The following is a 23000-nucleotide window of genomic DNA, read 5'->3' on the forward strand; positions in this document are numbered from 1 at the left end:
GCCACAGGCGATGTGGGGGTGAAATGCAGGACGCCTCCTGGCAGTTTCTGCCCGGTTGCCCGGGAGTCACCAGGAGGCGTCCTTTGTGGTCGGAGATCAATCACGTGTCAGCACGCATTAATCCCCGACGAAAGTACCACCCGTGAAGAATCTCCTGCCATGCTGGAATCGCACCGTGAGTGATGCACCCGTCGGGAGCATGGAGCGAAGCGAGCCGGCACACGTTCCGCAGGCTCCGCCGGGGTGGCTGATCATCAACCGGGCATTCGTCGCCTGGAACTGATGCATCAGGGCAGCCGCCTGAGCCTCCACGTGTGTTTCATAACCGGCCGTGACTCCGGACGGCGGCTGGTACCCGGGATAGGGCCTGCTCGACACGAGGTCGAACGTTCCGTGGCCCTCGATCCAGAGGAATCCTCCCGTGGCGCCGTTCGTGCCGGTGGAGCCTCCTGGGTTCGAAGAACGCGCCGCGGTCTCCGAAGCCCTGGCGTGTGCTCTCTCGTCCGCGGTGGGGCAGTTGGCGTTGTGGACGAGTACCGGCGTCGCCCCCGCCAGCACGTAGTACGTGTGCAGGTCGGAGACGGTCAGGTTGTGGACCGTGGCGTCCCGCGCCGTCCACCGCTGGATCGCGGTGATCTGGACGTACGTGCCTGCGCTGGTCCGGAGCCATTCACCGGACTCGAGGTCGGTGGCGTCGATCCACTCACCGAGCTCGGCGACCCAGAAGGGGTGGCCGGCGGTCGCGGTGATCGTTGCCGTCTTCGGACCGTCCCCGCCCCCGAGGTCGATCGTGACCTTCACCAGGTGCTTGAGACCCTGGCCCTTGATCTCGGCGGTGACCGTCTGGACGACGGTCTCACCGGACTTCGGGTCGGTCGCGACGATCTTGTCGCCGGTCTTCACCTTCTCGATCGGCTTGGTGGAACCGTCGGCCATCAGCACCTTCGTGCCGGGCACGAAGCTGTTGGCCGGGCAGGAACCGCCTTCGCCGGCCTTGCCGGAGCCGCCGCCCCCGCTGGTGCCGCCCTTGCTGCGGGAGGAGCCGCCGGACTTGCCGCCGCCACCGCCCCCCGAACTCTTGCTTCCCCCGCTCTTGCCCGCACTCGGGTGGGAGGAGGACTTGGGTGCGGCCTTGGCCTGGGCCTGCTTGTGGACGGGGTTACCCGTCTTCCGCTTCGCGGCGGCCGCTTCGTCGGCCTTTCTCTTGGCGGCTTCGGCGGCCTTCTTCTTGGCCCTTTGCGCGGCCTCCTTCTTGGCCTTCTCGATGGCCAGTTTCTTGGCCCGCAGCGCCGCGGACTCGGCGGCCTTGGCGGCCTTGAGGACCAGCTCGGCGGCCCGTTTGGCCACCTTGAACGCCTTGATGGCCTCGATGGTGCGGTTGACCGCCTTGATCACGGACGGGATCTTCCCGAGCTTGGACCACGGGATGGCGTCGACCGCGATGCTGACGCAGGACCACATGTCGCCGCCGAAGCAGGCCATGGCGTCGTTGATGCCGATGAAGTCCTTCAGCGTCTCCCACGCGACCGCCAGGATGACGGAGGTGAGGGACTTGCCCTGCATCGACTGCGCCTGCGCGACCTGCGCCGCGGACAGACCCGCCCCGGCGAGGGCCGCGGCCTTCTCCGAAGCGCTCAGGACGATCGACTCACCGGTCGGGTCGGAGTAGGTGACCGGGTTGTTCTGCGCGTACGCGTACCCGTTGGACTGCAACGGGTCGTTCAGGTCGAGCACCGGGTCGACGGACAGGAAGCGTCCGACCACCGGGTCGTACAGACGGACACCCAGCGGCTGGAAGCCGGAGGAGTCGTCGCGGGTCTGGCCCAGGAACCCCTTGTGGTTCTGGAGGTTGGCACCGGCGGTACCGCGCTCGTTGCCGAAGGGGTCCTGCTTGCGGATGCGGACCGACATGGCCCCGTTGAGGACGACCTCCGCGTACGCGCTGCCCTGGTGGTCCGTGGTCTGGGCGACCAGGGTCTCCGCGCCGCTGCCGTAGGCGTAGCGCATGACCGCGCCACCCGGAACCCCGTAGGTGCGCTGGGTGTTGACCGGAACGCCGCCCTGCTGGACGGTCACCTCGGCATCGCCGAGGTGGAGGGTCGCCTGCTTGCCCGTGATGGTGAGCAGGCGGGCGCCGTCGGGGCCGTAGATGTGACGGGTGTCGTTCTGCGGCAGCCACTGCTGTGCGGCCTGGGCCGTGGCACAGGTGGCGAGCACGACCGGCGTCGCGTTCACGTCCGCCGCGCCCTGTACCGCGAGGCACAGGCCGGAGGCCGAGTGGATCAGCTGGCCGGTGGCGTTGCGCTTCAGCTCCTGCGCGGCCGAGCCGTCGCACTTCTGGATCTGGAGCGCCGACCCGGCGGTGTTGGCGGCGGGCCGCAGGCACCAGGTGCCGTACACCGAGAGCGTGCCCTTGTCGGGGTCCGTCTGCGGCGCCGACGCCGTGCCCGGGGTGGGCGTGAACTTGAAGTTCTGCGCCGCCGAGGCGTTGCAGGCGTAGAGCTGGACCGGCTGGCCGGCCGCGGCAGTGCCCGACTTCAGGTCCAGGCACTTCTGCCCGAGCCCCACGTACGGGGTCTTGCCGCCGGTGCCCGCACCGGTGATCCGGTCGACCTGGCCGTCGTAGGTCCAGGTCAGGTCCTGCTTGTCACCGTTCTCGACCGAGGTGACCGACTTGGTCTCGCCGGTCAGCTCGTACAGCCGGGTGGCCTCGGCCTTGATCTGCGCCCCCGCGGGGGTCGTGTACGTCTTCGACACCTTGGTCAGCGCGTGCGGCTGGTCCTTGGCGGCGTTCTTGCCGTACGTGTACGTGGAGACCGCGTTCTTGGCGGTGTCGCCGGAGAGGTCGTTCTCGGTCAGCTTCGTGCGGTTGCCGAGCAGGTCGTACTCGTACTCCTGCCAGTAGCCGGAGCCGTCGGCGCCCGAGGCGGCCCGGAGCGTGCCGTCCGTGTTCTTGTTGAGCGAGCCGTCCGGGTTCCTCGGGTTGACACAGCTCGTCCGGTCCTTGGAGGTCCAGGCCGACTTCAGCTGTCCCAGCGGGTCGTAGACGAAGCACTGGCGCTCCGCGATCCCGGTGGACTTCTCCTCGATCGAGGTGACGTTCCCGGCCGGGTCGTAGGTGTACCCCCGGTCGGAGACGAGGTTGCCGCCGACGACGGTCTTGTCCGCGGTGGCGTCACCCTTCTCACGGTAGACCGACTGCTCGGTGAGCTCGCCGCTGCCCTCGTCGAAGGTGTTCTGCGTCCACACGCGGTAGGGCTGGGCGCCGAGCGTGGAGCGGAGCACCTGGCCGTAGGCGTCGTAGGTGGTCTCGGAGCCGTACCAGTCCTTGCCGGAGATGGAGAGCGGCTTGCCGTCCTTGTTGTAGCGGACGACCAGCTTCTCGGCGTCGAACGTGCCCACCGCCGGAAGGGTGGTCTCGTCCAGCATGCCGCGGTCGTTGTACGTGTAGTCGTACGTGTAGTCCTTCTTCAGACCCCATGTGTCGACGACGGACTGCGGCAGGGACAGGGTGGTCGAGGTCGGCTGGTACTCCTTGGTGTAGCCGTTGACCTTCTGGGTGTACGCCTGGAAATCGGTGTAGCGGGTGGCGGTGGCGGGCATGCCCTTGCCGCCCGGGGCCGTGTCGTACGTGAACGAGGACAGCAGTTTGCCGGCGGAGCTGTCCTCGCGCGCCTCCTTCGGACGCGACAGCTCGTCGTAGCCGTTCCAGACCTTGACGCCGCGGGCGTTCGTCATCGTCTCGAGCCGGCCGAAGGCGTCGTAGGTCGTGCTGGTCGTGCCCGAGTCGGGGTCGGTCGCCGACTCCACCTGGCCGTTGTGGTTGTACGTCCACGACCAGGGGTGCGTCGTGTCCGCCGAGGCGGTCGCCGTCTGGACCTGGCCGTGCGCGTCGAACCGGTAGCGCGTGGACGTGAACCCGCCGGGGGCGGCCGGGTTGAAGGTGTCCGTGCGCACGGTGCGGCCGGTCGCGTCGGTCCAGACGCGGTAGGACGAGTCACCCTCCGGCTGGATGACCTTCGACCAGTCCTCGCCGTACTCGTAGCGGACGGCCCGGTCCTCGTACGCCTTGGAGAAGGACTCCTTGGTGGTGGGGTCGATCCACTTGAGGTACGGGGTCTCCTTCAGCACGCGGCCGAGACCGTCGTAGGTGTAGCGCGTGATGTTGGGGACGGTCGTGTCGGAGAGGGGGCTGAACAGCTCGCCCGGCTTCGCCTCGTCGGTCAGGTAGGCGTTGTTGGTCTGGTAGACCTCACCGGAGTTGTTGTACAGCGTGTCGGTGATCAGCCAGCCGGCGCCGCCGTCGGCCTCCTCCTGCGTCTGCCGCTCACGGCCGAGGCCGTCGTAGAGGGTGACGGAGGTCTCGATCCGGTCCTCGTAACCACGCGCGTACGTGGTGACGTACGGAGGTCTGCGGATCTTGAGCTTCGGGTCGGTGGGGTCGGTCTCCTCCTTCGGGACCGTGTAGACCGCACGGAAGTCAGGGATGCCGCTGCCGGGGGTACGGCCCGGGGCCCAGGCCTCGGCGAGCCGGCCGAGCGGGTCGTACACGGCCTCGCTGACCAGGTCGTTGGCGTCGGTCGTCTTGACGGTGACCGAGCGGCCCGGCTCCAGCTCCTGTATCTGGCGCTGCCCGAGGACGTTGGTCGTGGTGACCTTGAAGACCTGGTCCGTGGCAGGCCCGATGGATTCGTACGCGATCGTGGAGGACTTCGGGATCAGCTGCTGCAGCTGTTCCGGCGAGGTCTCCTTGACCACACGCCCGATGGCGTCGAACTCACTGGTGCCGGTGGTCCGGAAGCCGGTGCCGGCCCCGTTGAGCGTCCACGCCTCGGTGGCCAGGCCACGGGTGGCGGAGCCGAGCGCGGTGCCGTAGGCCGTGCCGTCGTAGGCCGTGCGGGTGGCGCCGCTCAGCGAGCCGAGGTCGGTCCAGTCGGCGTTCGCACAGGTCGTCGGCGAGATCAGCACCTGCTTGGACAGGCCGATGAGGTTCTTGTCGGGCCGGTGCAGGTACTCCAGCTTGGTGCAGGACTCGTCACCGGTCTTGGCGTCGTCGCCCAGCGACTCGACCTGGATCGGCAGACCGTACGTCGGCTCGTAGGTCGAGTGCGACCTGACCGTGCGCAGCGTGCGCGGGTCGTCGGTATTGGTGCCGGACGACCTCGTGTACGCGATCTCCTCCGGCTCCGTGACCCGCCAGGCCCGCAGCGGGCTCAGGCCGTCGTCGCGGTCGCGTCTGGCGAGTTCGGTGGCCTCGGGCTCGGTGACCGAGCGGGACAGCCAGTCGGAGTCGGCCTTGGTGGAGTCGGTGTACGTGAGCTCCTCGGCGATCCGCCCCGCGAACGGCTCCCGGTCCTTGGCGATCTCGGCGCCGGTGATGTCCTTGACGGACACGGTGTCGCCGAGGCCCCGGAAGAAGCGGGTGACGGACTTGGAGCGCTGGCCGGCGGTGTCGGCGGCACCCTCGATGACCGGCCCCGTCAGGACCGTGGTCTGCTCGAAGCCCGCGAACTGCGAGTAGGTGCGCTGGGACTTCTTGGTGAACTCGGACTCGGCGAGCTTCCAGGCCGGGCTCTTGTACCGGTACTCCGTCCTGGTGGTGAAGTTGCCGTCGATGTTCGGCAGTTCCTCGATGGTGTCCACGGCGTACTTGTGGAACCAGTCGATGTCCTCGACCTCGGGGTCGGGGTTCCAGAACGACGGGTAGCAGAGCCGGTCGTTCCCCTTGAGCTGGGCCTGCAGCCGGGCCATGGCCGTGGCACGGTCCTCGCCCGGCTGCTGGTCGAGCAGGGGAAGGTCGCCGGTGAGGCAGTCGCCCTCGATCGGCTTGTACGTGACGATGGTCTCGCCGCCGTACTCGTTGACGACGCGGCCGATGCGCAGCCGGGAGAACCCGGGGCGCGAGGCGTGCACCGCCTTGACGCGGTTCGGCATGTCCTCGGCGTTGGGCTCGAACCGCACCGTGTTGAGCTGCGTGCTCGCGTCGGTGGAGCCCTTGCGGGCGTAGCCGGTGCGCTGGATCGACTCCAGCCACAGGGCGGTGTTCGGGCCGGTCAGCAGCTTGGCGAAGCTCTGCTGCAGCTGGTACTCGTCGACGACCTGGCGGGCCGCGGTGTCGGTGCGCCGCTGGGCCGAGGTCGTGATCTTGTCGAGGCGCTTGCGGGACCAGAAGGACGGACCGGCGTTCCAGCACTTCTTGCCGGACTCGCAGCGCATGTCGGCCGGGGTGTCGAACCAGGGCCGGTAGTTGCGCGGGTCCTTGGAGGCGAAGTTGGTCTCGGAGCAGGTGACGTCGTCGACGGTGTAGCAGCGCTCCTCCACCTTGAAGCCGACCCGGGCCGGGGCGGTCGCGGTGAAGAGGGTGTCCTTGCGCTGGCCGTAGTCGATGTGGTCCAGCCAGCCGTCACGGTCGTAGGCGACCGGGGCCTTGAAGTTGAAGTTGCGGGCGTAGTAGTTCGGGACGTCCTTCTTCCACCACATCGACATGGCGTTGCCGTGGACATCCTCGATGTAGTCGAGGCCCCAGCGCCAGCCCTGCGTGCACCAGGAGTTCGTCCAGTCGGTGGTCGTGGAGCCCTTGTAGCAGTCCTCGCCCGGGTGGTTGCCGTAGACCGGGACCGTGAGCACCGAGTCGGTGGTCGGGTCGTCGGCGGCGTCGCCGTGGTTCGACCAGCCCGGGAGCTTGTTCTTGCCGAAGTGGTACTTGGTGCCGTCCTTGGTGGTGACGATCCAGTACTCACCGTCCCTGGCGCCGTTGCCGGTGGCCTCGCCCTTGATCACCTGGACGGTGGAGCCGTCGCCGTTGGCCGTGAACCACTTGCTCTGGGTCGCGTCCCAGACCAGCTCGGTGGTCATGCCGCCGAGGGAGAGGGTGGCGTTCTCCGAACCCCAGCACAGGTCCGCGGTCCGGTGGGTGGCGTTGTTGGAGCCGGCCTTCTTGGAGTCCTGGCGGCAGTTGGCGTACGTACGGGTGATGGAGCCCGCGTTGTAGTCCCAGCCGTCGCCGATCCAGGAGGCCTGGTTGTTCGTCGAGGACGTGCGGCCGTCGACGGACTGCGAGGAGTACGCCAGGTTGACCTTCGGCATCAGGCCGCCGGCGGTCTCCGGGACCTGGATGTCGTACGAGTAGGTGAAGGCGCCCGAGGAGGAGCCCGAGGACCAGGAGCCCGAGGACAGCAACGGCGAGGCCGTGAAGTCACCGGACGCCGACGAGCCGGTGTCGAGGCCGCCGACGGCGGCGCCGCCGTTGGCGGAGACCGCGGGCTGGACTCCGTCCTGGTAGGAGGCCTTGGACGCCCGGGAGGGGACGAAGCCCTCGTCGAGGAGGCTGGAGACCGGGATGCTGCCGCTGAGGATCTTGCGGGTGGGGGCGTTCTTGGCCGTCTTGGTCCTGGTCGGCGCGTTCTTGGCGGACACGGTCTTCACCGTGCTGCGCAGGCGCTGGAAGTCCTTCTTGCCGTTCTTGACGTCCTTCTCCCCGTCGGAGAGGGACATCGTGGTCGTGCCGCCGCCGTCGGCGCAGTCGCCCTCGGTCGGGGCGGAGTAGACGCATTCGGGCAGCAGCATCAGACCGAAGCGGTCGGCGGCCTGCGGTCCGTAGAGGTCGGCGAAGCCCGTGGTGTCGATGCTGATCGCCACTTCGGCGTCCGGGTCGACCGTGGCCGGCGGGGTGAGCTTCATGACGATGCCGGAGACGCCCGCGTCCTGCGAGGTCGTCTGCGGGGCCACGCCCACGGTCCAGTCGCCGGCGAGGGCGGCGGCGTCACCGCCCTCGGGGACCCCGATGGCGACCGGCAGGTTGTTGCTGACCGGCTCGGTGGTGCCGGGCGCGCTGGACGCGTCGAGCGTGGCCTGCCCGGTGCCGGAGGTCCACGCCGCGGTGGCTGTGGGGGTGTACGGGGCGACCGGATTCTCGGGGGCCAGGGTCAGGGCCTTGTCGGCGGCCGCGTCGCCCTCGACGGTGGTGGCCTCCGGCAGGTCCGGGAGGCCGACCTGGGCGATCGACTCCTCGCGGCTCATGCCGGGGCCGGGAACCGCGAGCGCCTGGCTGCCCAGGGTGGTCACGGTCAGTGTCGAGGACAACAGAAGGACGATCGCCGCGCGGCTTCGCCGCCGGCGCCGTCGTTGTGAGTCCGTCATGGCTAGGCGTCCCCGCCCCAGCCATGACAGCGGACCTGAAGCACGCATACGCGTCGACTCCCACCCTGGCGGTTCAAACGATGGTCGAGGTGCGGAAAACACCAGATGGCACACCTCTGCCTCAGACGCGTGCGTGCGCACTCTCTGGCATGTCCGCCACATATTCAAGATCGACAGAAGACGCCGGTGGGCCATAGAAGTGATCTGGGACACAGGGCGAAACGGAGCAGAACATTCCACTGACGGTCAATCAACGAGGTCGGGGACATTCACGCGGTCCCCCTCAATTCGGGCCCAGAAAAGCCCTGAACCAGGCCGGTTCGCCGCCCGTTCACGTCGCCGTCGCAGGCGCGTAACGGATTCATAAATCCTTCACGCGTGGACGTCAACGCTTCACATGTGTGATCGTGTGCCCGCCTTCTGCCCCGCGGCCTGCCGACTGGGGCTGTCTGTGCTGTCCTCAATCCGCATGGTTCCCACCGGAGTAGACCGCCGTGACCGCGCCGCCTCGTTTTCTCAGCCCCTTCGTGCGCACGCGCACACGGCTGGCCCTGACCCTCGGCCTCGTGCTGGCCGCCCTGACCGCTGCCCTGCTGCCGTGGTGGCAGCCCGGCGGCTCCTCCCCGACCACCGCGGGCGGCGCCACCGACGCCACGCCCGCCTCCACCGGCCCGCGCGACGAGGCCGCCGCGATGGCGCAGGCCCTGCGCACCCACGCGCAGGTCCTCGTCGACACCGCGACCAACGCCACGACGCTGACCTGGGCGCTGCCCGACGGGCGCTTCAAGACCCGGATCACGGCCGCGGCGACCCGGGCGAAGAACGCCCAGGGCGCGTGGGCCCCGGTCGACAACACCCTGAAGCGCACGGCCAAGGCGCCCAAGGGCCTCGGCATCGCGCCCGCGAACCCGGCCGTGCCCGTCCGCTTCGCGAGCGGCACGGCCCACAAGGCGCGCGCCGACCGCTCGTTCGCCCGCACCGAGACGCCGGGTGAGACGGTGCTCGCCGAGGTCGAACTCGACGGACACACCGTGGCGTACACCTGGCCGGACGTCCTGCCCGAGCCGGTCCTCGACGGGCCGCGCGCCCTGTACTCCGAGGTCCTCCCCGGCGTCGACCTGCTGCTCGTCGCCCGGGAGGAGGGCGGCATGGCGCAGGTCCTCATCGTCAAGACCGCCGAGGCCGCGCGGCAGGAAGCGCTCAGGACCGTCTCGTACGGCCTGCGTTCCGCCACGGCCGTCTTCCGGCAGGACCGCAAGGCCAGCAGGGTCCAGGTCCTCGACAAGGCCGGCAAGGAGGTCGGCTCGGTCCCGACGCCGTTCGCGTGGGACTCCAGCGGCCGTGACCCCGAGCTGCCCGAGGGCACCGCGAACCGTACGTCCGTCGCCACCCCGGCCGACGTGCTGAAGCTGTCGGGCCTGAGCGGCGTCGAGCCCGGCGCGCTGGCCGCGCCGCTGCCGATCGCCCTGGACGGCGAGAACACGCACGAGGCCCGTCTCGGCCTCGGCTTCGCCGCCACCGGTCTGGCGGCACGCGAGGGCGTCACGTACCCGCTGTTCGTCGACCCGCCGCTGAACCCCGGCTGGGACGCGTGGACGGTGGCCTACAAGCCGTACCCGAGCACCAGCTTCTTCAACGGCACCAACTTCTCCTCCGGCACCTCCGACGCCCGCGTGGGCCACGAGTCCGACACCGGCGGCACCGCCCGCTCCTTCTGGCGGATGGACTGGTCGAAGAGCATCAAGGGCGCGACGATCAGCAGCGCGACCTTCAAGGTGCTCAACAACCACTCCTGGTCCTGCACGGACCGCGAGTTCCAGCTCTGGCGCACCGGCCCGATCTCGTCCGGCACGACGTGGAACGCCCAGCCGAGCTGGTCCGACGAGATCCAGCGCAAGTCCTTCGCGCACGGGTGGTCGACCTCCTGCCCGGACGACTACGAGGCCTTCAACGTCAAGGACGCCGCCCAGTACGCCACCGACCGGGGCGATTCGGCCGTCACCCTGGGCATGCGGGCCACGAGCGAGTCGGACACCCAGACCTGGCGCAAGTTCAAGGCGACCTCCGCGACCATCGAGGCCGTCTACAACCGCAACCCGTCCGAACCCACCAGCGGCTCCTCGAAGCCCGGCGGCGCCTGCACGCCCGCCCCCGGCGCGGGTGTGACGGTCGGCAAGACCAACATCACCCTGTCGGTGAGCGCCAAGGACCCCGACAACAACATGAGCAAGGTCCGCTTCCGGTTCTGGAAGACCGGCGGCACGGTCCCGGCCGGTGTCGAGGTCCCGATCGGCAGCACCGGCGGCACCGCCACGTACACCATCCCGTCCAGCGATCCGCTGCTGAAGGACATCACCACCAACACCACCTTCTCCTGGGACGCCATGGGCAAGGACTCGGCGGGTGCGGTGTCCACCAACTACCCGCCGGGCACGGAGCCCTGCCGCATCACGGTGGACCCGAGCGGACCGTCCCAGCCCGTCGTCACCAGTGACGTGTTCCTCAAGGCCACCGCGGACGGCGCCACGTGGGCGACGGTCACCTTCGGCCGGACCGGACCGATCACCTTCGAATCGCCGGGGGCCGCGAAATTCACCTACGCGTGGGGCGGTGTCAGCCCGGCCACCGTCACCGCCGACGCTAACGGCGTCGCCACCGTCCCCGACCTGCGGCCGCTGAACGCCGGCCCCAACACGCTCCAGGTCTACGCCTACGACAGCCTCGGCAACGCGAGCGCGCGGACGGACCACACGACGTACGTCCCGCCGAGGGACAGCGCCGACGCCCCGGGTGACACGGGTGGCGACGGCACCCCTGACCTGCTCCTCATCGACAACGCCGGCATCCTGCGGACGTATCCGGGCCAGCCGGGCGGCGAGTTGTACGCCCAGCTGACCTCGTCGTACACCGTGGGCGCCGACGCCAAGCCGGTGCTGGCCCCGGCCGGTCACTGGTACGACGCGACGACCGGCAAGGCCGCGCTGATCGCGCACTACCAGGACGCCTACCCGGGCGACGGCACCACGGACCTCTTCGCCGTCAACCCGGACGGCGGGTTCTGGCTCTACCCGGGCGACGGGTACGGCTCGTTCGACGTCGGCCGGCGGCTGAAGGTCCGCCTGCCGTCGAACGCGCCCGCGCCGTCCACCTGGACCCAGCTCAAGGCCGTCGGCGACATCAACGGCGACAAGCTGCCCGACCTGGTCCTGCGTACCGACATGGCCTTCTGGGTGCTCTCCGGCTACAGCGGCGCCACCTTCCGGGCGGCGACCCTGATGAACTCCGACGCCTGGGCGCGCCGCGACATCGTCAACCTCGCCGACATGAACAAGGACGGTACGCCCGACCTGCTCTGGCGCAACCTGGACAACGGCAACATGTACGTCCGGCACGGCAAGCCGGGCTCCGTCGCCGGCAGCGTCGACCTCAACTCCTTGATGCTGGCCGCCAACTCGCTCAACGGCGACGTCGCGTTCGGCACCAGCTGGACCGAGGCCAACGTCGACGCGGCGATCGGCATCCCGGACATCAGCGGCGACGGCATCCCGGACATCTGGGCCCGGTTCCCGTCGGACGGCCACATGGCCGTCTACCACCCGTCCACCACCAACACCAACGCACCGGCGAAGACCGTCATCGGGTCCGGCTGGGCAGACAAGCGGGCCTTCGGGTGATCCGCCTGGTCTGACCCGGCCCGCACCTCACCAGCGGGCCGCGGCGCCCGCGAGGACGCTGTCGGTCACCGCACGCGCTGGTCGCATCGCAGCACTACGCCCCGCCGAGCTCGTGCTCGGCGGGGCGTAGTGCTGTGATGCGACCAGCGGGGGGCGTGGTGCTGCGATACGGCCGGCGTGGGGCGTAGTGCTGCGATGCGGCCGGCGTGGAGCGGAGTCTGCGATGCGGCCGGTGCGGGGCGGCTCCCGTCGCGGGAGGTCTCCGCCGACAGGTCGGGGCGCGCCCGTACTCGTAGCCCTCACCCACCCCCTTCGCTCAGCCCGCCGTACCGCTGCTGGCGCGTTCTTCCAGGTGGTGCGGGATCACGATGTCGAGGGGCGGCACCGTGGAGGCGGGACTGTAGATGCGGTCCGCGAGACATTGCAGAACCCGCTCGGCGATCTGCGCCTTGTCCGGGACGACAGTCGTCAGGGGCGGATTGGCGTACCGCCCGTCCTCGATCCCGTCGAATCCCACCACGGCCAGGTCCTGCGGAACGCGCACCCCTCGCTGGACGGCGATGTGCAGGGCCCCCAGGGCGAGTTCGTCACTGAACGCGAAGACGGCGTCAGGCCGGCCGTCCGCTTCCAGGAGAGCGGTCATCGCCTCCGCGCCGTCCTTGCGGTGCAGCGTCGTCACGGACCGCTCCAGGGCCGGGTCCGGCGTCAGGCCGGCGCGGCGCAACGCCTGCCGGTAGCCCGCCAGCCGTTGCCGGGCGGTCTCGTTGCGCAGGTGGGGCTGCACGCCGATCGCGGCGACGCGCCTGCGCCCGGTGCGCAGCAGGTGCGTGGTGGCTTCGTCGGCGGCGAGGACGTTGTCGACGGCGACCCGGTCGGCGAGCCCATGAGCCTGCTGTTCGCCGAGGAGCACGACCGGCACCTCCCGGGAGCGGCCGGTCAGTTCCTCGGGGCCGAGTGACCACGGGCTGATGATGAGACCGTCGACCAGCCGACCGCCGGTGCCCTCCAGCAGCCGCCGCTCCGCCTCCCGGTCCCCGAAGGTCTGATCGATGACGACGGTCCACGACCGCTGCTGGGCGGCCTCGACGATCAGTCCGGCGAGCTCGCCGAAGTAGGGCGAGTGGAGCTCGGGAATGGCCAGGCCGATCAGCCCGGTCCGGCCGGCGCGCAGATTACGGGCGGCGACGTTCGGGCGATAACCCAGCTCGTCCAGGGCGGCCTGGACCCGCGCACGCGTTTCCTCGGCCACGGCCCCCGTGCCACTGACGACGTTGGAAACGGTTCGCGTCGACACCCCGGCGAGGGCGGCGACATCCTTCAGACGGCTGCTCACGGTCGGCATCCTCCCACGTGGCGATCACGGGCACCAGAATTCCCGGAGGGCTATTGCAACGTCGCATGCGACGTTGCAACATGGTGCGCACACCGAGGCGCAAGGAGGCGCGATATGAGCGCGCACATCTTCCCGGGCATCGCCGTCGACGAGCTGGACATCGACGTGTCGCCGGACGTGGAGGCCCTTTACGGGGACGGCATCACCGCACGTAAGGGCGCCTTCACCAAGGCGTGGGCGGATCAGCTCGGCGAGGACGTGGACACGGCGTTCAAGGAAGCGCTGGGCCGCCCCGGCGGCGCCGTCGGCCGTGGCCCCCACCGGTTCTACGTGGAGATTCACCCCGAGCAGATCAGGGGGTTCGTGGAGCTGGTGGAGCACCCCTGGGTGCGTTCCCTGTGCGCCGCGACGCTCGGTCCTGACTACCGCATCGTGGAGCTCGGCTTCGACGTGCCGCTGGAGGGCGCCGTCAACCAACCGTGGCACCGCGACTTCCCCATCCCCGACGAGACACGTCGCGAACGGCGCCTCACCTCCCTCGCCTTCAACGTGACCACCGTCGACACGGCCGAGGACATGGGGCCGTTCGAGATCGCCCCGGGCACGCAGTGGGACGACAGCCCGGAGTTCGAGCACGGCATGTTCCCGCCCAGGTCGCACTACGCCCGCTACCAGGAACGAGCGGTCCGCAAGTACCCGCAGCGCGGCGACATCTCGGCCCGGACCGCCCTGACGATCCATCGCGGGACGACCAACCGGTCCGCCAAGCCCCGCCCCGTCCTCGTCCTCGGAATCGACGGGCCGGAGGCCCACAACGGCGATCGCCACGACACCGCCGTCACCCGCGCCTACTGGGACGCCCTGCCCGCGCGGGTGCGCCGGCACCTCGACTGCCCCGTCGTGGACGAACTGACGCCCATGACGCAGAAACACACCATCGAAGGTCTGGTCATGGGGGACGCCTGAGGCCACCCCGCGGTGGCGCCGGAGGCGCCACCCGTCGGCGCCCCGGCAAGCCGAGCCCCGCTCGCTCGGCCGCCGCACGGGCCGCCGCAGCCTCGATTCGCCCTGCCCACCCCCCGCGGCTTCCGGGCCGACCCCATGGCGCGGCGGGATTCCGGCGTGCCGACGTCTTGTGCGGCGAACGGCGGAACGGCTCCCCCTCGTGCAGAGGGGGAGCCGTTTCAGCGCGTGCGGTCCGCGTGGAGCCGGGTGTCAGGCGTGACGGGAATGCCGATTGCCTGTGATGACCCGGTACAGGACGAGGAGAATGATGGAGCCGACGATCGCGGCGATCCAGGTGGACAGGTCGAAGAAGCCGTCGATGGAGTCGACTCCGAAGATGACCTTGCCGAGCCAGCCGCCGAGAAGTCCTCCCGCGATGCCGATGAGTATCGTGATGATGATGCCGCCCGGGTCCCTGCCCGGAAGAAGCGCCTTGGCGATGACGCCTGCGAGCAACCCGATGAAGATCCAGGCAATTACGCCCATGATGCGTCTCCTACCTCGTCGTATAAAGGCTGTGTCAAAGCACCGTCTTTACCGTCCGGGCCCCTTCAAACGTGGCACCTCTGCCCATGTGCCGACCGGACCGCCCGCACTGCGTCTCCCCGGCACCGTGACTGCCTGACTCCGCGACCGCGTCCGGCCGCCATCGTCGCGTACGGGACGGGGCTGGTCAGCGTGCGGTCGAGGCCGCCGACCGGACATAGCCGTGGCCGTGCCGAGGCCGGGCCCCGGGATCAGCAGCCCAGGGACCGGCGTCTTTCGAGGTACCTCGTCGTCAGCACTTCGCGGCCGGATCGCCCCCGCCGTCGCAGTCGCCGTCGTGAGTGGTGCGGACGCGGGCCAGGAGCGCGCGCAGGGTGTCGCGCTCTTGTGGCGTGAGGTCCCCCAGGAGTTCGTCCTCGACACGGCTGATGGCGGCGTCGATCTTCGTGACGGCAGCCGCGCCCGCATCGGTGATCTCCACGATATGACGGCGTCGATCGGCTGGATCACGGCGCCGTCGCACCAGGTCGCGGTCCTCCAGCGAGTTGAGAAGGGTGACCAGGACGCTGGGATCCACACACAGACGGGCACCGAGATCACGCTGACCGAGCTGACCGTCGTTGAGGTGCATCAGCACGATGGCGTGGCGGGGAGTGACCCCGGAGGTCGTGAGCGCCTCACGGATCCACGCTTCGGTGACCCCTCCGTGCCGCGCCAGGAGCAGGGAGAGCCGGGACTCCGGGCCGGTTGGCTCGGGGGCGTCGTCGCGGGCGGTGGAACTGACGGGAGCGCGGGCGGCGGGGGCGGTGTCGCCGGATTGTTCGCGGGCCATGGTTCGACCGTAGCAAGCAAGCAAAGAGTTGGTTGCCGCGAATCATTGAAGCACTTACATTATCTCCTGCGATACATCGTTTTCCGTACCGCACCCCGGACGTTTCTGGACCCCCCAGCGGGCCCCGTCCCCCATTCCCCTCCGGAGTTCCTCATGTTCATCGCCTATGTCGTCGTCGCCATCCTGTTGTCCCTGCTGCTGCTCGCTTCGGCCCGCGGCGACATCACGCGCGACCCGAAGATCACGGACCAGCTCAAGGCGCTCGGGGTTCGTGACAGCTGGTTCGTGCCACTCGGCCTCGTCAAGATCGCGGGCGCCTTGGGCCTCCTCGTCGGCATCGCCTACCGCCCGCTGGGTGTCGCGGCCGCCATCGGTGTCGTCCTCTACTTCCTGGGCGCCGTGATCACGCATCTCCGCGCGGGCGACAAGAAGGGAGTCGGCGCGCCGGCCGTCATCATGCTCGTCTCCGTGGCACCGCTGGTATTGGCCATCGCGACGATCTGACCGCGCGCACGGCAGTGACACCGGCCCGCGGCGCGCGGGCCGGTGGACGACTTCCCCCCGTGGGCGACTTCTCCCGTCGAGTCAGCGTTTCGCCGACGAGCCGGCCCAGGGATCGGCTGCGCGTTCGGTCGACACGTACTGCGGGAGGGCGCCGTCCGCGGCTCAGGAGCCCTGGAGCTCGGCGCGGATCCGGGGCAGGACCTTGGTGCCGAGGAGTTCGATGCCGCGCAGGAAGTCACGCTGGGGCATGCCGCCCACGTCCATCTGGAGGATCTGGCGGCTGTGACCGAGCAGACCGTGGAGGCGCAGGATGCGGTCGGCGATCTCGTCGGGGCTGCCGACGAAGACCATGCCGTCGGGCCCGAAGGCGGCGGCGCGGTCGGCGCGCGGCGGGGCGGGGCGGCCGAGTTCGGCCATGCCTTCGGCCATCATGCGGTGCTCGTACTCCAGGTAGGTGGCGCGGGCCTGCTCACCGGTGTCGGCGACGAACCCGTGGACGGCGACGGCGATGTCGGCCTGCTCGGCGGGGTGGCCGGCCTCCGCCCAGGCGGCGCGGTAGGCGCGGCCGTACTGGGCCCAGTGCTCGGGGGTGCCGCCGAGGATGCCGAGGAACATGGGCAGGCCGAGTTCGACCGCGCGGTAGACGGAGTTGGGGCTGCCGCCGGTGCCCAGCCAGATCTTCAGCGGCTGTTCGGGACGCGGGAAGACGGTCGCGTCCTGGAGGGGGCGCTTGCGGTGCGGGCCGTCGAAGGACACGTTCTCACCGGCGTTGACCGCCATCAGCAGTTCGAGCTTGGAGGCGTAGAGCATGTCGTAGTCGTGCTCGCTGTGGTCGAACAGCGGGAAGGTGATGGCGGAGGAGCCGCGCCCCGCGACCGTCTCGATCCGGCCGGGCGCGATGGCCGCGGCGGTGGCGAGCTGCTGGAAGACGCGGATGGGGTCGTCGGTCGACAGGACGCTGACGGCGGTACTGAGCTTGATCCGGTTCGTGGACGCCGCGGCGGCGTTGACGACGGAGGTGGGCGAGGACAGCGGCATCGCGCGCATGTGGTGCTCGCCCACTCCGAAGTAATCCAGTCCGACCTCGTCGGCAAGCTTGATCGCCTCCAGGACGTCCCGGATGGCGTGAGCGGTAGGGCCGCGGCTGCCGTCCGCCAGGCGCGGCGTGTTGCCGAAGGAGTAGACGCCGAGTTCGAAGGTCATGACCTGTTCCTGTTTCAGTTGCCGATGGCGGGCCTGGCCCGTCGGTACCGGGTGTCGGTGATCTGGGAGATGGGGAAGGCAGCAATGTCGGCGCGGCTCACAGCGGAGCCGGCCTTGTCGATGCCGAGGAAGCCGGAGCGGATGCGGCCGCTCGCGAGCTCGACCCGAAGTGGAATGGCCTGCCCGTTTCGGCGCTGTACAGCGTAACAACAGAAGTGGGATGGGTTTCCCACTTGACTAGGATGGAGGCATGACTTCTCCTGCAGACCCCGACGCGTCCCAGGATGTGCAGTCCGGAACGGGCTTGCGCATCGATGCCGAGCGAAACCGCGACCGCATCCTCGCGGCCGCCCGCCGCCTCTACGCCCGCGAGGGTCTCGCCGTTTCCATGGCGGCCGTCGCCCGGGAAGCGGGGGTCGGCAATGCGACTCTCTCCCGCCGGTTCGCCAGCCGGGAGGAACTGATCAACGCCGTCTTCTCCGACCGCATGGACGCCTATGCCGCGTCCGTCACCACGGCCCTGGCCGAGCCCGACGCCTGGCGGGCGTTCACCGACTACATCTACGCGATCTGCGCCATGCAGGCAGCCGACCGCGGCTTCGCCGACGTGCTGACCATGACCTTCCCGGCGGCCAAGGCGCTCGAAGCCCGCCGCGCCGAGGCGTACAACGACGTTCTCGCGCTCATCGCCCGGGCCCGGAAGACGGGTCACCTGCGCGAAGACTTCACCGACCGGGACATCCCGATCCTGCTGATGGCCAACGCGGGTGTCGTCAGTGCCGCGGGCGACGCCGCTCCTGACGCCTGGCGGCGACTGGTTGCTCACATGCTCCGCTCCTACGCCGCCCCCGACGCCCCGGTACCTCCCATGCCGGAGGCCCCCGCGCCCGCGGCCCTCTACCGGGCGATGGTCCGCCTGACGCGAAGCGGCTCACACGCCTCGTAGGCGCGCGACGCGGACCGCGGCGATCGGGCGACGCATGGACCCTCGCGGCACAGTCGGGCTGTCGTCGCCCGCCGGACTCACGCGCGGACGCGGACGGTCACTGAGCGTCAGAGGAGACCTACGGCGCGCACATGACGAGCCGGACCGGGCGGGCGATGGTGCGCCACACGTTGGCCACGCGCGCCGGGAAACGTGGTCCCACCTGCGCATGAGAGCCGTTCGGATACGCCGTCGAGGCAGTCGCGGCGAACGGTGAGCCCCATCACCTCGCACCAAGTGGAATGCGCTCCCCACTTCTGTTGTTACTCTGGACAACATGGAAACGGATAGCCCTTTCCATTTCAGAAAGGTGTTGTGTCATGCGTGCAGTCACGCTGAATGAGGTTCCCTCCGCTCCCGTCGTCGCCGAGGCCGAGACGCCGCGTCCCGAGGCCGGCGAACTGCTGGTGAAGGTCGCCGTGTCCTCGGTGAACGGCTTCGACCTCTCCGTCCTGGGCGGTCACCTGCAGGGGATGATGGAACACCGCTTCCCGCTGGTGGCCGGGATGGACTTCGCCGGCACCGTCGACGCGCTCGGCGAAGGCGTCGAGGGCTACGCGGTCGGCGACAAGGTCTTCGGTGTGGCCCTCAAGCCCTACCTCGGCGGCGGCGCGCTGGCCGAATACGTCACCGTCAACGCCGGCTTCGGCGTCGCCCCGATCCCCGAGGGCCTGGACGTCAAGGACGCCGGCGGGCTCGGGCTGGCCGGGACCGCCGCGCTGAACAGCATCGACGCCGCAGGCGTCGCCAAGGACCAGACCGTTCTGGTCTCCGGAGCGACCGGCGGGGTCGGCGCGATCGCCCTCCAGATCGCCGCCGCCCGCGGCGCCCGCGTCATCGCGACCGCCCGCCCCGGCGCCGAAGCCGACTTCGTCACCGGCCTCCACGACACCGACATCGCGGTCGTGGACTTCACCGGCGACCTCGTCGCCCAGGTCCGCGCCCTGGCCCCCGGCGGCGTCGACGCCGTCCTGCACCTCGCGGGCGACGGCACCGCCCTGGCCGGCCTGGTCCGCCCCGGCGGACACCTCGCCTCCACCGTCGGTCTGACGCAGGACGCCGTCGAGGGCATCGACATCACCGTCCACCCGATCATGGCCAACCCCGACCCGGCCACCCTCACCACCCTCGCCGACCAGGCCGCGACCGGCGCTCTCACCGTGCCCGTCACCGCCACCTACCCCCTCGATGAGGTCGACAAGGCGTTCACCGCCTTCACCAACGGCACCCTCGGCAAGATCACCGTCACCTGCTCCTGACCTGCCCCGCCCCGCCCCGGCCTCGCGACGGCACCCGAAGAAGTCCAAGGAGCCTCATGGAACTCGGCGTCTTCTCCGTGCGCGACATATTCCCCGGCAGCCCGGACACGGCGGCCGGCCGCACCGACGACATCATCGGGTAAGGCGTCCTGGCCGAGCAGCACGGGCTGGACGTCTTCGGGATCGGCGAACACCACACCAGGCAGTTCGCCGTGTCCTCCCCGGCGGTGGTGCACGCCGCGATCGCGAGGTCGACCAGCCGCACCAGGCTCACCACGACGGCGACGGTGCCGAGTGTGCTCGACCCGGTGCGCGTGAATCAGGACTTCGCCACGCTCGACCTCGTCAGCCACGGCAGGGCGGAGATCATCGCCGGGCGCAGCGCGTTCGCCGAGCCGTTCGCCCTGTTCGGCGAGGACATCTCGCGACTGGACGACCTGTACGCAGAGAAGCTCGACCTGCTGCTGCGGCTCCGGGACGAAGAGCGTGTCACGTGGGAGGGCCGCTTCCGCCCGCCGCTGCACGAGGCCGAAGTGAACCCCCGGGCCGTCCGCCACGTCCTCGCCTCCTGAGACCCAAGGAAGAAGACCCCGCATGAACGTCACCGTCTTCGGTGCCACCGGCGCGATCGGCTCCCTGACCGTCGCCGAGCTCCTGGAGCGCGGCCACCAGGTCACCGCCTACGCCCGCAACCCGCAGAAGGTTCCCGCCACCTGGGGCGACCGCGTCCGCATCGTGATCGGCGAAGTTTCCGACCAGGACGCCATCGACACGGCCGTCGCCGGTGCGGACGCGGTCGTCAGCGCGCTCGGCCCGAGCATGGACCGCAAGGCCACCGGCACGCCGCTCGTCGCCGGAACCGGCCACATCCTCGACGCAATGAAGAACCACAAGGTGCGCCGCTACATCGGCCACGCCACCCCGGCGGTCCTCGACCCGCGGGAGAAGCCCACCCCGGTCACCCGGCTCATCGGCTTCCTGCCCCGCACCTTCATGCGCCGCGCCTACGACGAGATCACCGGCATGACCGACCTCATCAAGCAGTCCGGCCTCGACTGGACCGTCATCCGCTTCATCGCACCCAAGAACACCCCCAGGCAGGACCGCGTCCGCATCGGCTACTTCGGCACGGACAAGCTCGGATTCGCCGTCAGCCGCGCCGACATCGCCGCCTTCACCGCGGCCCAGATCGACGACGACACGTACGTCGGCCGCGCACCCGCCATCAGCAACTGAACCCACCCGGCCGGAAGAAGAGTCTCCTCATGACCATCGCGATCATCGGCGCCACCGGCAAGCTCGGCGCCCTCACCATCGACGCACTCATCGCACGAGGTGTACCCGCCGGCGACATCCTCGCCCTCGGCCGCAACGCCGAGCGTCTCGCCGAACTCGCCGGACGCGGGCTGCGCACCGCTGCCGTCGACCTCGACGACGTCGACGGGACCGCCAAGTCGCTCGACGGCGCAGACAAGCTGCTCCTGGTCTCCTTCGGCCCCGGAGACCGCGTCGCCCAGCACGGCAACGCGATCGACGCCGCCCGCCAGGCCGGCGTAACGCACCTGATCTACACCTCGGGTCTGGAAGCGCCGACGACGATCCTCGAACTCGCCGCCGACCACAAGGCCACCGAGGAGCTCATCACCGCCTCCGGCATCCCCGCGACCTTCCTGCGCAACGGCTGGTACACCGAGAACCACCAGCAGGACTTCGCCGGAGCGCGCGAGCGCGGCGTCATCGCCAACAGCATCGCCGGCGGCCGCATCGCCACCGCACCCCGCAAGGACTTCGCCGAAGCCGCCGCCGTCGTCCTGTCCACCCCCGGCCACGAAGGCAAGGCGTACGAGCTGTCCGGCGACACCGCCTGGTCCTTCGAGGAGTTCGCCACCACCGCGGCCGAGGTGCTCGGCACCCCGGTTCGCTACCAGGCGCTCACCGGCGAGCAGGAGCGCGAGCAGCTCCTCGCGTTCGGCCTCGACGAGGGGACCGCAGCCTTCATGGTCACGCTCAACGCCAACATGCGTGACGGCGCCATGGCCCCCACCTCGGGCGATCTCACCCGGCTGATCGGCCACCCCACCGAGCCCCTGGCCACGACCCTCCGCACCTGGGCCTGATCTCCGGTCCTCGAGAGCGGGGCGCCGCACCGCGACTCCCCGCTCTTTCCTCCGCACAGACGATGCGAGCACCGCCCAGCGAACCGGTACGTCCGACCGCATGGGCGGTCACGACCGCAGCCGGCGGTCTACCCACAACCACCCCCTGCACCCCGGCTCCGGACGCCACCGGGGCGGAACGATCAGCAACATGGACCGCGACCGTCCACCTGGCCGGACTCCACGTCGGGCACCTTCCTCTGGTCGACCGGTGATCCAAGCACAAACTGCCTAGTCACCGTGGTCGTCCTGCAGCGTGCGGCGACGTTCCTGTTCGCGCTTGGAGTAGGCGGCTGCCCGGATCGCCTCGTCGCTCTCCAAGCCCGATCCCAAAGCGCCGCCCACCGTGGCGATCGAAGCGACGAACCAGGACAGCGTCCAGTATTCCGTGGCGTGGAGCGGCGTTCGTGTCATGGAGGCGAACACCTGGTCGGTGAGGATGAACAGCGCCCACACCAAGTTGATGACCAGCAAACCCACGTAGCAGACGAGCACCCCGATACCCACGGTCACAACGGTCGAGGCGTTGTAGAGAGCCTCCCTCTTCCTCGCCTCCGGCGAGACCTCCGCTGTTCGATGCCACAGGTTCGCGTCCACGATCAGCCAGCCGATCATGAGCGCGACAGAACCGACCATGGCGATCACGAGACGTAGCGCGCTCAGGGACGCGGCCAGGCTCCAGACGGTGGAGTTCACGGTGGCGATGGCTCCTGTGGCGAGTGCGGCCGCCAGGGCCTTGGACAGACCCGGCACCAGCCGCCACGGGCGGTTGGCGCGGACCATACCGACGAGCACTCGGAGGTAACCGCGCGGCCCGCTGGCGACGTAGCGCAGATCGGCGGTCTCCTCCTCGTCGACCGGGCCCGGATGGATAGGTGCGAGACGACCGGCGAAGGGCCCCAGCGGCGGCTGACTTCGCGGCGTTTCCTCAGCCCCAGTGGCCCGCGGGTTCGCCAAGCTGAGCACGGCTTCTTCCACGGCTCGCCGGGCTTTTCTCTGCAGCCGCCAGCCCCCCAGTGTCGGAAGGGACAGCAGCGCGACGCCGTGTTCGTGACTCAGATCCACAACGAGCTTGCGCCTGTGAGAGTGCAGCGGAAGGTCGGTGAGGGCCACGACGATGTCCCAGTTCTCCGTACTCGCGCGGTCCATGACACGGTGCATCAAGGTGGGCGGGTCCTCGGTCCCTGCGGTGAAAGGCTCACTGACCACCTCGACGTCGAACCGTCGCCCCTGGCCTGACTTGCCGGCGAGCCGACCAGGAAGTGTCTGGGCCATGCGCTGAGCGATCTCGGTCGGCGCGTCCGGGTCCGCGAGGAGAGCCACGACCGTAACCTGCGAGGACACCGGCATGGCTGGACCCTTTTCGTCGGCTGTCCCCGCGATCGCGAGTGCCCACAGGATGCCCCCGGGGTGGCGTGGGCACG

General features: G+C 69.7%; 15 protein-coding genes. 8 read left to right on the forward strand and 7 right to left on the reverse strand.

Annotated elements, in window-relative coordinates:
- Positions 1–117: 117 nt before the first annotated feature.
- Complete coding sequence (locus ABZ454_RS09195) at positions 118–8019, reverse strand: ricin-type beta-trefoil lectin domain protein (protein ID WP_359537122.1); 7902 nt, start codon at positions 8017–8019, stop codon at positions 118–120.
- 614 nt (positions 8020–8633) lie between these two features.
- Here ABZ454_RS09195 and ABZ454_RS09200 point away from each other — a divergent pair.
- Complete coding sequence (locus tag ABZ454_RS09200; RefSeq protein ID WP_359536802.1) at positions 8634–11813, forward strand: DNRLRE domain-containing protein; 3180 nt, start codon at positions 8634–8636, stop codon at positions 11811–11813.
- A gap of 316 nt (positions 11814–12129) precedes the next feature.
- On the opposite strand, the gene ABZ454_RS09205 is transcribed toward ABZ454_RS09200, so the two are convergent.
- A complete protein-coding gene (locus ABZ454_RS09205; RefSeq protein ID WP_359536804.1) occupies positions 12130–13146 on the reverse strand; it encodes a LacI family DNA-binding transcriptional regulator in 1017 nt (338 codons plus the stop codon).
- A 114-nt stretch (positions 13147–13260) separates the two neighbouring features.
- Between ABZ454_RS09205 and ABZ454_RS09210 the strand changes: the two genes are divergently transcribed.
- The gene (locus tag ABZ454_RS09210) at positions 13261–14112 is read left to right on the forward strand and encodes a phytanoyl-CoA dioxygenase family protein (RefSeq protein ID WP_359536806.1); all 852 of its coding nucleotides are present in this window, start codon (positions 13261–13263) and stop codon (positions 14110–14112) included.
- Between the two features lie 249 nt (positions 14113–14361).
- Here ABZ454_RS09210 and ABZ454_RS09215 read toward each other — a convergent pair whose 3' ends face one another.
- A complete protein-coding gene (locus ABZ454_RS09215; RefSeq protein ID WP_356319702.1) occupies positions 14362–14637 on the reverse strand; it encodes a GlsB/YeaQ/YmgE family stress response membrane protein in 276 nt (91 codons plus the stop codon).
- A gap of 292 nt (positions 14638–14929) precedes the next feature.
- On the reverse strand, positions 14930–15469 hold the full coding sequence (locus tag ABZ454_RS09220) for a MarR family winged helix-turn-helix transcriptional regulator (RefSeq protein WP_359536808.1): 540 nt from the start codon (positions 15467–15469) through the stop codon (positions 14930–14932).
- A 153-nt stretch (positions 15470–15622) separates the two neighbouring features.
- On the opposite strand from ABZ454_RS09220, the gene ABZ454_RS09225 reads away from it, so the two are divergent.
- The gene (locus ABZ454_RS09225; protein WP_359536810.1) at positions 15623–15973 is read left to right on the forward strand and encodes a DoxX family protein; all 351 of its coding nucleotides are present in this window, start codon (positions 15623–15625) and stop codon (positions 15971–15973) included.
- Between the two features lie 162 nt (positions 15974–16135).
- Here ABZ454_RS09225 and ABZ454_RS09230 read toward each other — a convergent pair whose 3' ends face one another.
- Positions 16136–17176, reverse strand: coding sequence for an LLM class flavin-dependent oxidoreductase (locus ABZ454_RS09230; protein ID WP_359536811.1), 1041 nt, complete (start codon positions 17174–17176; stop codon positions 16136–16138).
- 14 nt (positions 17177–17190) lie between these two features.
- Positions 17191–17409 carry a hypothetical protein gene (locus tag ABZ454_RS09235; RefSeq protein ID WP_359536813.1) on the reverse strand — a complete coding sequence of 73 codons (219 nt, stop codon included), beginning with the start codon at positions 17407–17409 and terminating at the stop codon, positions 17191–17193.
- A gap of 17 nt (positions 17410–17426) precedes the next feature.
- On the opposite strand from ABZ454_RS09235, the gene ABZ454_RS09240 reads away from it, so the two are divergent.
- The 5 genes from ABZ454_RS09240 (at position 17427) to ABZ454_RS09260 (ending at position 21537) form a co-directional block, all read left to right on the forward strand.
- Positions 17427–18122, forward strand: a complete 696-nt coding sequence (locus tag ABZ454_RS09240; RefSeq protein WP_359536816.1) for a helix-turn-helix domain-containing protein — start codon at positions 17427–17429, stop codon at positions 18120–18122.
- Between the two features lie 359 nt (positions 18123–18481).
- Complete coding sequence (locus ABZ454_RS09245; protein ID WP_359536818.1) at positions 18482–19420, forward strand: NADP-dependent oxidoreductase; 939 nt, start codon at positions 18482–18484, stop codon at positions 19418–19420.
- Between the two features lie 149 nt (positions 19421–19569).
- Positions 19570–19992: an LLM class flavin-dependent oxidoreductase gene (locus ABZ454_RS09250; protein WP_359537123.1), complete on the forward strand. Its 423-nt coding sequence runs from the start codon at positions 19570–19572 to the stop codon at positions 19990–19992.
- 22 nt (positions 19993–20014) lie between these two features.
- Positions 20015–20656, forward strand: coding sequence for an SDR family oxidoreductase (locus ABZ454_RS09255; protein ID WP_359536820.1), 642 nt, complete (start codon positions 20015–20017; stop codon positions 20654–20656).
- Positions 20657–20685: 29 nt separating this feature from the next.
- Entirely contained in the window at positions 20686–21537 is an 852-nt protein-coding gene (locus tag ABZ454_RS09260) for an SDR family oxidoreductase (RefSeq protein ID WP_359536822.1), read from the forward strand.
- Positions 21538–21807: 270 nt separating this feature from the next.
- Here the strand turns inward: ABZ454_RS09260 and ABZ454_RS09265 are convergent, their stop codons facing one another.
- A complete protein-coding gene (locus tag ABZ454_RS09265; protein WP_359536824.1) occupies positions 21808–22926 on the reverse strand; it encodes a hypothetical protein in 1119 nt (372 codons plus the stop codon).
- Between the last annotated feature and the right edge of the window lie 74 nt (positions 22927–23000).

This window comes from Streptomyces sp. NPDC005803 (assembly GCF_040630435.1).
Classification (GTDB): Bacteria; Actinomycetota; Actinomycetes; order Streptomycetales; family Streptomycetaceae; genus Streptomyces.